Origin of the sequence: Prevotella sp. tc2-28 (assembly GCF_900107705.1) — a bacterium.
Classification (GTDB): Bacteria; Bacteroidota; Bacteroidia; order Bacteroidales; family Bacteroidaceae; genus Prevotella.
The window spans coordinates 73602-85906 of sequence record NZ_FNRE01000005.1; the positions used below are offsets into that span (position 1 = coordinate 73602).

The 12305-nt window shown below is 49.9% G+C and carries 11 protein-coding genes; 9 read left to right on the forward strand and 2 right to left on the reverse strand.

Features of this window, described 5'->3' with window-relative positions; all coding sequences use genetic code 11:
• Window positions 1-15: 15 nt before the first annotated feature.
• A complete protein-coding gene (locus tag BLU47_RS05935) occupies window positions 16-495 on the reverse strand; it encodes a DsrE/DsrF/DrsH-like family protein (protein WP_091959800.1) in 480 nt (159 codons plus the stop codon).
• Between the two features lie 173 nt (window positions 496-668).
• On the opposite strand from BLU47_RS05935, the gene thiS reads away from it, so the two are divergent.
• Genes thiS through BLU47_RS05950 form a run of 3 tightly spaced genes read left to right on the forward strand, consistent with a single transcriptional unit; the run spans window position 669 to window position 2142 of the window.
• Entirely contained in the window at window positions 669-884 is a 216-nt protein-coding gene (thiS, locus tag BLU47_RS05940; protein WP_091959803.1) for a sulfur carrier protein ThiS, read from the forward strand.
• A gap of 39 nt (window positions 885-923) precedes the next feature.
• Window positions 924-1730 (forward strand): HesA/MoeB/ThiF family protein, encoded by an 807-nt coding sequence (locus BLU47_RS05945; protein WP_091960166.1) that lies wholly within the window; start codon window positions 924-926, stop codon window positions 1728-1730.
• Between the two features lie 13 nt (window positions 1731-1743).
• On the forward strand, window positions 1744-2142 hold the full coding sequence (locus BLU47_RS05950; RefSeq protein ID WP_091959805.1) for a M67 family metallopeptidase: 399 nt from the start codon (window positions 1744-1746) through the stop codon (window positions 2140-2142).
• Here BLU47_RS05950 and BLU47_RS05955 read toward each other — a convergent pair.
• Window positions 2137-2937, reverse strand: a complete 801-nt coding sequence (locus BLU47_RS05955) for a tRNA threonylcarbamoyladenosine dehydratase (protein WP_091959808.1) — start codon at window positions 2935-2937, stop codon at window positions 2137-2139. The two genes, BLU47_RS05950 and BLU47_RS05955, sit on opposite strands and share 6 nt — an antisense overlap.
• A 297-nt stretch (window positions 2938-3234) precedes the next feature.
• Between BLU47_RS05955 and BLU47_RS05960 the strand changes: the two genes are divergently transcribed.
• The 6 genes from BLU47_RS05960 (at window position 3235) to cysK (ending at window position 12284) form a co-directional block, all read left to right on the forward strand.
• Window positions 3235-4173, forward strand: coding sequence for a hypothetical protein (locus tag BLU47_RS05960; protein WP_143025488.1), 939 nt, complete (start codon window positions 3235-3237; stop codon window positions 4171-4173).
• Between the two features lie 21 nt (window positions 4174-4194).
• Window positions 4195-7305, forward strand: coding sequence for a SusC/RagA family TonB-linked outer membrane protein (locus BLU47_RS05965; RefSeq protein ID WP_091959813.1), 3111 nt, complete (start codon window positions 4195-4197; stop codon window positions 7303-7305).
• 3 nt (window positions 7306-7308) lie between these two features.
• Entirely contained in the window at window positions 7309-8877 is a 1569-nt protein-coding gene (locus BLU47_RS05970; protein ID WP_091959815.1) for a RagB/SusD family nutrient uptake outer membrane protein, read from the forward strand.
• 55 nt (window positions 8878-8932) lie between these two features.
• Window positions 8933-10012 (forward strand): uroporphyrinogen decarboxylase family protein, encoded by a 1080-nt coding sequence (locus tag BLU47_RS05975; RefSeq protein ID WP_091959817.1) that lies wholly within the window; start codon window positions 8933-8935, stop codon window positions 10010-10012.
• Between the two features lie 24 nt (window positions 10013-10036).
• On the forward strand, window positions 10037-11227 hold the full coding sequence (locus BLU47_RS05980) for a dicarboxylate/amino acid:cation symporter (protein WP_091959819.1): 1191 nt from the start codon (window positions 10037-10039) through the stop codon (window positions 11225-11227).
• 109 nt (window positions 11228-11336) lie between these two features.
• Window positions 11337-12284, forward strand: coding sequence for a cysteine synthase A (gene cysK / locus BLU47_RS05985; RefSeq protein WP_091959821.1), 948 nt, complete (start codon window positions 11337-11339; stop codon window positions 12282-12284).
• Window positions 12285-12305: the final 21 nt, after the last annotated feature.

Below are 12305 nucleotides of genomic sequence, written 5' to 3' on the forward strand. Positions count from 1 at the left end.
TTCAATTCTTCAATCCTAAATAAACAGTGTCTGTCCGCCTTCACTCAGCTGCAGAAACGATGCCACGCCGAGCACATCCTTCACCTCGGGGATGAAATCCTCCTTTTTCAGTCCCAGCACGTGCATGGCCATCTCGCAAGCATACAGATTGACGCCTAGCGCCTTGGCGGCGTCGACGAGCTCCTCGAGCGTTGCAACATTGTTCTTGCGCATCAGGTAGCGGAAAATCTTAGGTCCCGTCCCCAGGAAATTGAAACGACTGGTGGGCGCCACACGGAGTCCGCCCATCATAAAACCGAAAATCTTCGTCAGCCAGTTGCCGCCCGTCAGCGAGCGACCCTGCTTCTGCTTGATAGCGTCGAGGCCCCAGAACGTGAAGAAGATGTTCACCTCGTAACCTACTGCAGCCGCGCCCGTACCTAATGTAAACACGGCCGTCAGCTTGTCGAAATCGCCACTGAAGGCGATGATGCTTAGTTTCTTTTGTTCTGCCATAATTTTGCGTTTGAGTTCGAGTGCAAAGGTACGGCGAAATCCACACCCCCACAATCGCTCATTCATGGCATTTCACATACCCTTGATATGGTATGCCATTTACCATTCCTGCGGGATTGCAGCAACCAAAATTCCGCCGTACCTTTGCACTGTGATTTCAAACTCAGACAACCATGGCAAAAATTTATGTAAATGGAGACGCGCAGGAAGTGAGCCTGCCCCTCAACGTGAGCGAACTGATTAAGCAGAACAACGTGCTGCAGCCTGAAATGGTCAGCGTGCAGGTGAACGAGGAGTTTGCCGACCCCAACGACTGGGAGCGTATTCAACTCAAGGAAGGCGACCAGGTTGACTTCCTGTATTTCATGGGGGGAGGATGCTTCAGGTAAAAAGGAAAAGTGAACAGTGAAAAATTGGCTACCGCTATGATTGATTTTACGGAAGAACAGATACAGCGATACTCGCGCCACATCCTACTGAAGGACGTCGGCGTCGAGGGACAAGAGAAGATAATGAATGCGCACGTGCTCGTGGTGGGCGCTGGCGGTCTGGGTGCGCCCGTGTCCCTATACCTCGCCGCAGCCGGCGTCGGAACAATCGGCATCGTCGACGCTGACGTGGTGGACCTCTCCAACCTGCAGCGCCAGGTTATCCACTTCACCAAGGACGTGGGCGTGCCGAAAGTGAAAAGCGCCGAGGAGAAAATCAAGGCCATCAACCCGGACGTAAAGGTGGACACCTACTACGAATTCCTCGACTCATCGAATGCACTGGACATCATCAAACACTACGACTTCATCGTTGACGGCACCGACAACTTCCCCGTGAAATTCCTCATCAACGATGCCTGCGTGATGGCCGGAAAGCCTTTCTCGCACGGCGGCATACTGCGATTCAACGGACAGACGTTCACCCATCTGCCGGGCACGGCATGCTATCGCTGCTTCTTTAAGGAACCGCCTCCCGCCGGCGCCGTACCCACGTGTTCGCAAGCCGGCGTACTGGGCGCCATTGCCGGCATGCTGGGCACCATTCAGGCTACCGAGACGCTGAAATACTTTACCGGCATCGGTGAACTGCTCACCAACCGCCTGCTGTCTTTCGACGCCAAGACCATGCAGTTCCGCACCATCAAAGTCAAGCAGCGACCAACCTGCGCCATCTGCGGCGAGCACCCCACCATCGAACACCTGATAGACTACGAACAGGCGGCGTGCGACCTGAAATCCTATTAGCCCAATTAGCCCCATGATCATCCCCGAAAATATCATCAACGAATTAATCAACCAAGCCCAGCAGGAAGCCCCCAACGAAACATGCGGCTACCTGCTGGGCATAACCACCCCCGACGGCGACATCGTCACGGAAAACTACTGGATGGAGAACATCGACCACTCGCCGGAGCATTTCTCGTTCGCCCCGAAAGACCAGTTCGCCGCACTGAAACATGCACGAAGCAAAAGTCTGAAGATTCTCGCCAACTGGCACAGTCATCCGGCCTCGCCATCACGGCCCTCACAGGAGGACCTGCGGCTGGCTAACGACCCCACCATCCGATACGCCATCCTGTCACTGCACGAAGGCGTACATCTGAACTCCTTCAAGATCCTGAATGGGGAGGTGGTAGACAAAGAGGTCCACTTATAGTTTGGTCGCATCCTGAATGACCAAGCCTGCCAGCATAAAGCCAAAGATAGCGGTGATATGCGCCAGCGTGCCGTTAATCTGGGCTTTCGACGAGCACCATTCGTGGTTCAGGAGACGCTGGTCTCCGGGACCACTTTTTGCTTTCGAACACATACACTGTTCGGTGCCGCAGGTAGAATTCTGGCCAAGGTTCTTCAGCAGTTCGTCGCTGTAGACACACAGGAACTTGCGCTTGGGAAACACCTTGTCTTTCTTGAACTTATTCCTCAACGCACGAGCCAACGGGTCGCCCTTCACCTTCCAGAACTCTGTCACCTTGATGCGCGTCGGGTCCAGCTTGAGTGCCGCACCCATCGACGAGAACAGCTTGGCTTTCGTCTGGCATGCCAGGAGAATGAGCGTCGTCTTGTCTTTCAACGAGTCGATGGCATCGATAATATAATCATAGGTTTCCAACTGGAAACTGTCTGCCGTCTCCGCAGAGAATATTTGCTGCAGCGCCGTAATCTCAGCCTTGGGATTGATGGTGAGCAGACGCTCCTTCAGGGCTTCCACCTTTACCTGACCAACAGTCTTCGTCGTCGCCATCAGCTGGCGGTTAATATTGGTGATACACACGCGGTCGCTGTCTACGATGGTCAACTGGCGGATGCCGCTGCGCACCAGACTTTCGACACACCACGACCCGACACCGCCCACGCCAAAGACGATTACGCGTTTCTGGGCGATGTGCTTCATCGCCTCGTCTCCCAACAACAACTCACTCCTACGGAATATTGCACTGTCTATTGCCATCGCTCTGAAAATTTTGGCTGCAAAGGTACAAATTAGTGCGTAAAAAGCCAAAGAAAATCGTCAAATACCACAGATTTGGTATGCGAATGCCGTACACGTGGGATTGTGGAAGCACTGGAATCGCCGTACCTTTGCACTGTGAAACGTTACAATCATCTTTTAACTATAAAAAAAGCAAAGTTATGAAAAAACGAATGTGTAGACAAATGTCAAATTATTGTTGCTGCCTAATGGCTATGACAATGAAGGGAAGTGTATACATTATAATAGATAATGAACAAATAAAACATAGAAGACATGAAAAGAATCGCTTTAGCAATCGTCATATTTTTGAGTATCAACATCAGCAACACTTGGGCTGAAGGTAATTCAACTAATGCCAGCAAAAACGTGCGCACCATCAAGAGCCCACGATTTGCACGAGGACTGGTAGAAAAATGGATTAGTGAATATGAAAAAACACAGCCTGGCGTTAAATTGCAAATAGCCAAAGGCAATCAAAATGAAGGAACTGTTGACCTGAATGTCGTATTCGACAATCATGATACAAAGCCTGAAAATTTTAGCCATACCACCATTTTCTTTGGAGAGTTCGCCGTGCTGCCTATCACAGCCAGTGGCAGTGAAGCCGCAAAAGTGCTGGAAGGCAAGCACCTGAACTCGAAGAAGCTGAAGCAACTTTACTTCCTAAACGACGATTTCGAAGAGGATGTAAAGAAAAACAAGCAATTTGAAAAGTTAGTTATTTACAGCGGCAGCAATGCGACATCCATAGCATCTTCGTTCGCCCACAACTTTGGCGAAGAGATCAGCAATTTCCGAGGCAAGCGCATCTCTGGCGACGACCTTTTCCTGAACACCGCAATATCAAAAGATCCGTTAGGGGTATCTTTCAATACCCTGCCTAACATTTTCGACCTAAAGAGTCGACATATCAAGAGCGGCCTAACCATTGTCGGAATCAATGTCAAGAAGAATATCGAGAAGAACTTTTCTGACGATGCCATACTCGATGACATCATCACCGTTCTCGAGAATGACAAGATATCAGAAGTAGCTGTAGAAAAAGTAGGTTTCTCCTATAAGAATGGTGACGATACCATTATCAAGTTCCTGCAATGGGTACTTAATGAAGGCACCAAATACAATCACGAATTCGGGTTACTAAACCTAGACCATAAACTGGCTCAGGCAGAAAGTGAAAAGATAAAGGTAGTATTGACTGCACAGAAATAAACTAACACAAAACGTAGACTTATGGTAAAGAGATTATTTATTGCAACACTCGTTGCAATCAGTCCCCTCTATGCATTGGCACAAGGGCTGATAACGGGACATATCAAGGATGCACGTAGCGGTGAAGCACTCATTGGCGCATCGGTGATTGTGAAAAGTGAAAGCGGCAAGGGTGTCGTGACGGATATCGACGGAAATTTCTCGCTGCAAACCAAGAAAGAGGCTCCACTGACACTCAGAGTAGAATATGTAGGTTATCGTCCACTGGACGTTGATGTCTATGACTTTGAAGAGCCTGTTGAGATAACGCTTATCGATAACTCCAGCAGGCTGGATGAAGTTGTAGTGGTAGGTTATGGTACACAAAAGCGACTGGAATTGACTAGTAGCATTTCCAGTGTCAGCAAGGACTTGCTGAGCCAGTCATTGGGTTCTGTCGAGAGCGCTCTGCAAGGTGCTGTAGCAGGCCTCAACATCTCTGTCAGCTCTGGTCAGCCTGGTGCCACCAGCAACATCCGCATCCGAGGCGGTAACAGTATCACAGGAGGCAATGAGCCTCTCTACGTTATCGATGGACTCATCGTATACAATGACGTAACCTCCACATCGACTGGCGCTTCCGGCAGTGATGCAGCCCTTGATCCATTGGCATTTCTGAATCCAAATGACATTGAGAGTGTTGAAGTTCTGAAAGACGTATCTGCCACTGCCATTTATGGCACACGTGGCGCCAATGGTGTCATTATCATCACCACCAAGAAAGGATCACACGGGCGGAACAATATCAGTTACACAGGAACTTTCGGTTGGAGTCACGCAGCCAAGACACTCGACTTCCTCAACGCCCAACAGTTTACCGACCTATACAATGAACTAAATCCTAATGCGCCACTTCCTACCCCTACAGCCTCTTACGACTGGCAGGATGCTGCCTTGAGAACTGCATTCTCGCAAGAGCACCAGATTAGTTTCGCTGGTGGTGACGAGAATTCTCGATATACAATCAGTGGGGGATACAAGAACCAGCAAGGCATCATCATCGGTACCGATCTGAAGCGCTACACAGGTCGCATCAACTATGAGCGCAATGTGCTAAAGAACCTATTGGTGGGCGTCAATGCCACTGGAGCCTACAGCGATTTGGAAGGACTACGCAATGTCGATCACGGCAACTCGGGGCAAACAGCCAAATGGGCAGCCAACAGTTGGATGTCTGCTTTGATCACTCCACAAACACAACCCATTTATCTCGCAGATGGTTCGTTTAACTATTCACAGACCCCTGTCAGTCAAGATCTGTTCGTGCGCAATGGGGAGACCGTAGTGGGAAATCCCATTTCAGACCTTTATAACATTAAGACTTCTACCAGCAACACGCGACTGATAGCCAATGCCTTTGCCGAGTGGGAAGTTATCAAGAGCCTGAAATTGAAGGCCGACATCGGTGCTGATCTTTCGAATACGAAGCAGAACAACTATTCACCATCATACACCACTACAGGACTAGAGCATAACGGCGTAGCCTCTGTAGGTGACAACCGTACCAACGTATGGCAAGCCGAGTTTACTGCCAGCTATGACAACACCTTTAATCGCCTACACCACATCAATCTGCTGGGAGGCTATACCACGCAACGAACAGACCGTACTGGTTTTGCCACCACCGTCCGCAATTTTGCCAACGACGCCACAGGTTATGACAATCTCTCGGCTGGCAGCGACCTCTATCGTTCAACCAGCGAAAGAGTCATCAGTACCCTGCAATCGGTGCTTGGACGTGTAAACTATTCCTTTGACTCACGCTATAATGCCTCGTTGACCCTTCGAGCAGACGGTAGTAGTCGCTTTGCCAAAAACCACAAATGGGGATGGTTTCCTTCTGCCGGTTTTTCCTGGAACATCGACAAGGAAAAGTTTATCCATCTGGGCAAGAAAGTGGACTATCTGCAACTCCGCCTTTCTGCAGGTATCGTAGGTAATCAGGAAATTGGCGACTACCAGTTTGCTGCCACCGTATCACCCACCGACCTGCCATTCATCTATAACGGACAAGAAACGGTAGCCTACTATATTGTCAACAAGGCCAACCCAGACTTGAAGTGGGAGAAAACAGCTTCCTATAATGTGGGGATCAGCAGCGGTTTCTTCCAGAACAGGCTGAACATCACATTTGATGCATACTATAAAAAAACCACCGACCTGCTGTTGCAAGTTCCCGTTGAAGGCGTCACGGGCTATGCCACATCCCTCCGTAACATAGGATCCGTTACCAACAAGGGTATCGAACTGGAAGTAGCAGGCGTGGTAATTGACAACAAAGACTGGAAATGGAACGTGAATGCGAATATAGCCCATAACAAGAATGAAGTCACTTCACTGGGACAGGCATCGTCCATCATCCCTAGCATCAATGGAGCTACACTGGGCTATATCTCACCACTTATTGTTGCTGTCGGAGAACCTTTAGGTACTTTCTATGGCTATAAGTTCAAAGGAATCGTGCAGTCAGAAGAACAGGCCGCAACGCTGACTCCGCAAACCATCAATAAGTTGGAGCCAGGTAATCCTTACTACGAGGATGTGAATGGCGATGGTGTCGTAAACACAGAAGACCAGACCACACTGGGCAATGCACAGCCTAAGTTCACTTACGGACTGAGCACCACACTACGTTATAAGCAATGGGACTTACTGATCAACATTGCCGGTTCGTATGGCAACAAACTCTACAACGGCCTTGCCACTCGTCTGACCAAAGGTTCCACTTACTATAACAGTCTGGCTATTGTGGCAGACCGCTGGACACCGACCCACCCCTCGAACGAGATTCAGAAAGCCAGCAACGACTTGACGGTAGTGTCAGACAGTCGCTATGTGGAAAATGCCAGTTATCTGAGAGTAAAGAACATCCAGTTAGGCTATACCCTTCCGGTTCCGCAAGTCACACGTGATGCCCGTCTGCGTTTATATCTCTCGTTGCAGAACTTCTTTACCATCACGAACTATTCAGGTTATGATCCTGAAGGTGGCCGCAACGGAGCCAGCGAGCAAAGCGCGCTCTATCAAGGTATAGACATGGCTACCTACCCCACTTCAAAATCAATCGTATTAGGCGTTAACATTACATTATAAGTTATGAAAAAGAATATCTATACATATATCGCTGCGGCAACATTGTTTCTTACAAGTTGCACCGACCTCGACCAGTCGTCCATCAGCACCATTGACAAGGAAAATTTCTATCAGAATGAATCAGACATCAAGGTTGCCCTGAACGGAGTCTATCAAGTATTGACAGACGGTAGCATGAATGGACCGTGGAACGATGAACTTATCTTCCTGAACGACCTGCAGAGTGAGTATGCACGAAGAGGTACTGCCAACAGTGCTGCCATCACAGAGATCGGCGATTTTGCCATTACACCTACCAATGCCTTTGTTGAGACAGCATGGCTCTATCGGTATAAGGCGATTAACCGTGCCAACATCCTGATAGATAAAGTCAACGACAGCCAACTATTGTCTGCACAAGTCCGCGATAATTATATTGGTTCAGCCAAATTCCTTCGTGCATTATACTATTTCGACCTCGTCCGTTTGTTTGGCGATGTTCCCTTGGTATTGCACGATGGAGAGGGTGAAGGAGCCCCGCGTACCAGTAAAGACGAGGTATACCAGCAGATTGCAGAAGACCTGACAGCAGCAGAAGCCATCAGCACCGATTTTCCCAAGCTGAGCAGTGAGGCCTCATCGCAAGCAGCATCGGGATTGCTCTCCAAAGTGTATATCACCTGGGCACAGACAGATTCAGAATATTCCAAGGCCCATCAGGCAGAATTATACCAGAAAGCCATCGAAGCAGCCAATAAGGTTATCAGTTCTGGAAAATACAAGTTGATAGACAAGTTCATCGACAACTGGTCACTTGACAAGAAAGAAGGTCCGGAGTTAATCTTCACCGTAGAGCATAAGTTCGGCATCAACAGGAATGTCACAGGACACTGTGTCTTCTCAACAGGTTTCGACAACAACAAGTTACCCGTCATCGCGGCTATCAACAATAACCTTTACTACGAGTTTGACGCCCACGACCAGCGCCGTGATGCTTCCGTCACGCTGCGATTATTCGACCCATCCAAAGGAAAGTATTTCGACTTCGAGCGTCTTCGTTTCCGCAAATATATCGACACGTTATACATGGCCAATGAGAGTGCACCGTATATCTCTGGACAGAATACCAGTTCTTCCGTATTACGCTATGCAGAGGTTCTGTTGGTCAAGGCCGAAGCTGAAAACGAGTTAAACGGTCCTACCGCTGTGGCCTATGAAGCATTGAATGCCATCCGCCGTCGTGCCTATTGGAATCCGTATAGCAGTCAGCAGGAGAAGCCATCCAACGGTACTCCCCTCGTACTTGCCGGTCTTTCTAAGGAACAATTCCGTCAAGCCGTACAAGATGAGCGTTACCGTGAGTTCGTCACAGAAGGTAATCGCTGGTTTGATCTGAAGCGCTGGCACATCTTGGTAAAGACCATCAAAGAGAAAGTTCCTGCAGACGATTTGAAATACAAGAACATCTCTACCCGCAACTATTATCTCCCCGTCCCTGAGACGCAGATAGTGCTCAATCCTAACTTACAACAGAATTGGGGATATGCCGGTGAAACCACGGGCGATCCATACAGCGCACTGGGATGGAAATGATCAAATATGAAGAAATAAACATGAAGAAAAAGTAACCATTAAAAATAGAAGAATTATGAAAAAGCAAGTTTTAGACACCCTTCGCAACTCGCTGCTCATCGCCGCTGTTGCATCCGTATCAGCAACCTATAGTGTAGCACAAACCTCAAGCGATTACAATAAGCGAGAGTTGCTGTGGCAAGTACTGGACCAAAGTCGCGCCAACGATTATGTGCCTGTATTCTTCAACATCCACTTCAAGGACAAGACAGGTCAGAAGGCCGTGCAGTCACACATTGACTGGTATAAGACCACCCACGTGGACTTCGTCAATGTCAAGTATGAATACTTCCCGGAGATTCAGGCTGTCAGCAGCAAAAAAGACTGGAAGAACATCAAGTCTTTTGCTCCCGAGACATGGGAGGAGCAACTGAATGTGATTCGCCAACTCAAGCACGAGCTAGGACATGAGGCACTTATTATTCCTACTGTATTCTCTCCCCTTCGCGTTCTTATTCAGACGGCAGGAGCCCAACTGTCAAGTGATCGTGACGGACGCCGACGCATCGTTGAAATCATCAAGCAAGACCCCAAGGCAATCAAACCAGCTCTTGAGGCTGTCACCAAAAGCCTGGTCTATTACATCCGCGAAGCGCGTAAGGCAGGTGCCGACGGTTTTTATATCTCCAGTCAGGGTGACGACCTGGAGGAGTTCGGCGGTGGTGTGTTTGTTGACGTTCTCAAGCCGTACGACCGTCAACTCAGTGACGTAGCAGCTGAGGTAGCACCTTTTAATATCCTTCACATCTGCGAAAGTGGTGGTCATTTTACCACCAAGACCTTTGACGACTATCTCGACTATCCCGGCAGCATCATCAATCCACCTCTCCACAACTGGGAGGGCAAGGGACTCAGTCTTGCAGACATCAGCAAACTGTTCCGTCGCCCTGTGCTTGGCGGACTCAACAATCGCAGCCAGGCACTGAAGGAGGGAAATCTCACAGCACTGAAGGCAGAAGTGGACGAGATTCTGAAGGACGCACCAGCCAACTTCATCTTCGGTGCAGACGATTCCGTCTTCAACGATGTCGATCAGGAATTACTGAGAAAGCTGGTAGATTATATACATACTTGGCGACAGACGCATAAGAAATAAAAAAAAATTCCTACCTTTGCATCGATGAAAAGAACATTGATATGGATTGGGGCACTCCTTGCGGGTGCCCTGTTAGGATTACTAGGCATCGAATGGCTCAACGACACGGTGAGCTATATCGCCTCCATCTACACGCGACTGTTTCAGTTGCTGGCGGTACCAACCATTGTGTTGGCTGTGATAACGACGTTTGCCACTTTCGGCTCGAAGGGTTCCGGCAAGATATTCGGCCGCACACTGACCTACACCCTGCTCACCACCTTTGCAGCCGCAGCCGTCGGTGTGTTGCTCTTTGTGTTGATAGCCCCGGGCAATCTGCCTTCCTCTCAACTCACGGCATTCGCCCCCAACCTCAACACGCTCTCGTCTCCTCCTTCTTACAGTTCGCACCTCATCAGCATCATTCCCAACAACATCGTGAAGCCATTCCTTGAGGGCAATGTACTCTCGCTGTTGCTGTTGGCATTTGCTGCAGGCATCGGACTGTCGAAGTTGCCGGATACAGAAAACAAGCAGGTGGTGGTGAAAGGACTGCTCGGACTCCAGGAACTGCTCTTCGTGCTCATCCACTGGCTCATCTGGACGCTACCCCTTGGCATCGTGGCCTTCTCAGCCCAACTGTCGGCACAATTGTCTGCAGGCGTGGTAGCCGACTCCATTGGCAAATATGTGTTGGTAGTACTGGGCGGCAACGTCATTCAGTTCTTCGTGGTGCTGCCCTTGTTCTTACTGTTCAGAGGACTGAACCCCGTGCATGTGTTGAGCAAGATGATGCCTGCCGTGCTGATGGCCCTGTTCACGAAGAGCAGTGCAGCCACGCTGCCAGTAACGATGAACACTGCCGAGAACCGTTTGGGCATCCAGCAGAACATTGCCCGTTTCGTGCTTCCCATCTGCACGACGATTAACATGAACGGCTGTGCAGCCTTCATCGTAGTCACCTCACTCTTCGTGATGCAGAACGGCGGCATCCCGCTCACGTTGACCAGCATGCTGTTCTGGATTGTCATCTCCGTCATCTCGGCGATAGGCAATGCCGGTGTCCCCATGGGCTGCTTTTTCCTGACGCTCTCGCTAATGTCCGGCATCGGCGCACCCGTAGCTATCTTGGGTATCATCCTGCCTATCTACACTATTATAGATATGGTAGAAACGGCAGAGAATGTATGGTCCGATTCCTGCGTTGCGGCAGCTGTAGATCACGATTTCCAGTAAAATACCATATATGTGGTATGCGAATAACCCGCAAATGGTATTGCACGAATGAGAAAAACGCCGTACCTTTGCACTCAGAAATAGTTATTTAATTTAAAATGGTAAGGATATGACAAAGATTGCAAAACAGCTGACCGAGCTCGTCGGCAACACCCCACTTCTTGAGCTCAACAAGTATTCACAGGCAAAGGGACTGGAGACACCCGTGATTGCCAAAGTAGAGTATTTCAATCCTGGCGGTAGCGTAAAAGACCGTATCGCCCTGGCGATGATTGAAGACGCCGAGCAGAAGGGCATCCTGAAGCCTGGCGCCACCATCATCGAGCCCACCAGCGGCAATACAGGCGTAGGACTGGCACTGGTATCAGCCGTCAAGGGCTACCATCTTATCCTTACCATGCCTGAGACCATGAGTGTGGAGCGCAGGAACCTTGTGAAAGCTTACGGTGCTGAGGTGCGTCTCACCTCTGGAAAAGACGGTATGACAGGTGCCATCCGCGCCGCCGAGGAGTTGCGCGACGCCATTCCCGGCAGCGTTATCCTGCAACAGTTCGAGAACGGTGCCAACCCCGCCAAGCACTATGCCACGACGGGTCCGGAGATATGGCGCGACACCGACGGTCAGGTAGACATCTTCATTGGCGGTGTGGGTACAGGCGGTACCATCAGCGGTACGGGCAAGTATCTGAAGGAGCAGAACCCCAACGTGAAGGTGATTGCCGTCGAGCCAAAGTCGAGTGCCGTACTGAACGGACAGCCCAGCGGTCCACACAAGATTCAGGGTATCGGTGCCGGTTTCGTTCCCAAGACTTACAATGCCGACGTCATCGACGAAGTGTTCGACGTGGAGAACGACGACGCCATCCGCACGGGTCGTGAGATTGCCCAGCAGGAAGGTTTGCTGGTAGGCATCTCTGCCGGAGCTGCCCTCTATGCCGCCATCCAGGTTGCCAAGCGCCCCGAGAACAAAGGCAAGAAGATTGTGGTGCTGTTGCCCGATACCGGTGAGCGTTACCTGAGCACGGTATTGTATGCTTTCGAGGACTACCCCCTCTAACTGATGACTTTTCCCTTGTTC

Bases quoted from the DNA above. Each gene is read 5' to 3' on its own strand.
- BLU47_RS05980 (WP_091959819.1), top strand. From the start codon at position 10,037: ATGAAAAGAACATTGATATGGATTGGGGCACTCCTTGCGGGTGCCCTG.
- BLU47_RS05955 (WP_091959808.1), bottom strand. From the start codon at position 2,937: ATGGCAATAGACAGTGCAATATTCCGTAGGAGTGAGTTGTTGTTGGGA.
- BLU47_RS05950 (WP_091959805.1), top strand. From the start codon at position 1,744: ATGATCATCCCCGAAAATATCATCAACGAATTAATCAACCAAGCCCAG.
- BLU47_RS05935 (WP_091959800.1), bottom strand. From the start codon at position 495: ATGGCAGAACAAAAGAAACTAAGCATCATCGCCTTCAGTGGCGATTTC.
- BLU47_RS05970 (WP_091959815.1), top strand. From the start codon at position 7,309: ATGAAAAAGAATATCTATACATATATCGCTGCGGCAACATTGTTTCTT.
- BLU47_RS05965 (WP_091959813.1), top strand. From the start codon at position 4,195: ATGGTAAAGAGATTATTTATTGCAACACTCGTTGCAATCAGTCCCCTC.
- BLU47_RS05960 (WP_143025488.1), top strand. From the start codon at position 3,235: ATGAAAAGAATCGCTTTAGCAATCGTCATATTTTTGAGTATCAACATC.
- cysK (WP_091959821.1), top strand. From the start codon at position 11,337: ATGACAAAGATTGCAAAACAGCTGACCGAGCTCGTCGGCAACACCCCA.
- BLU47_RS05975 (WP_091959817.1), top strand. From the start codon at position 8,933: ATGAAAAAGCAAGTTTTAGACACCCTTCGCAACTCGCTGCTCATCGCC.
- thiS (WP_091959803.1), top strand. From the start codon at position 669: ATGGCAAAAATTTATGTAAATGGAGACGCGCAGGAAGTGAGCCTGCCC.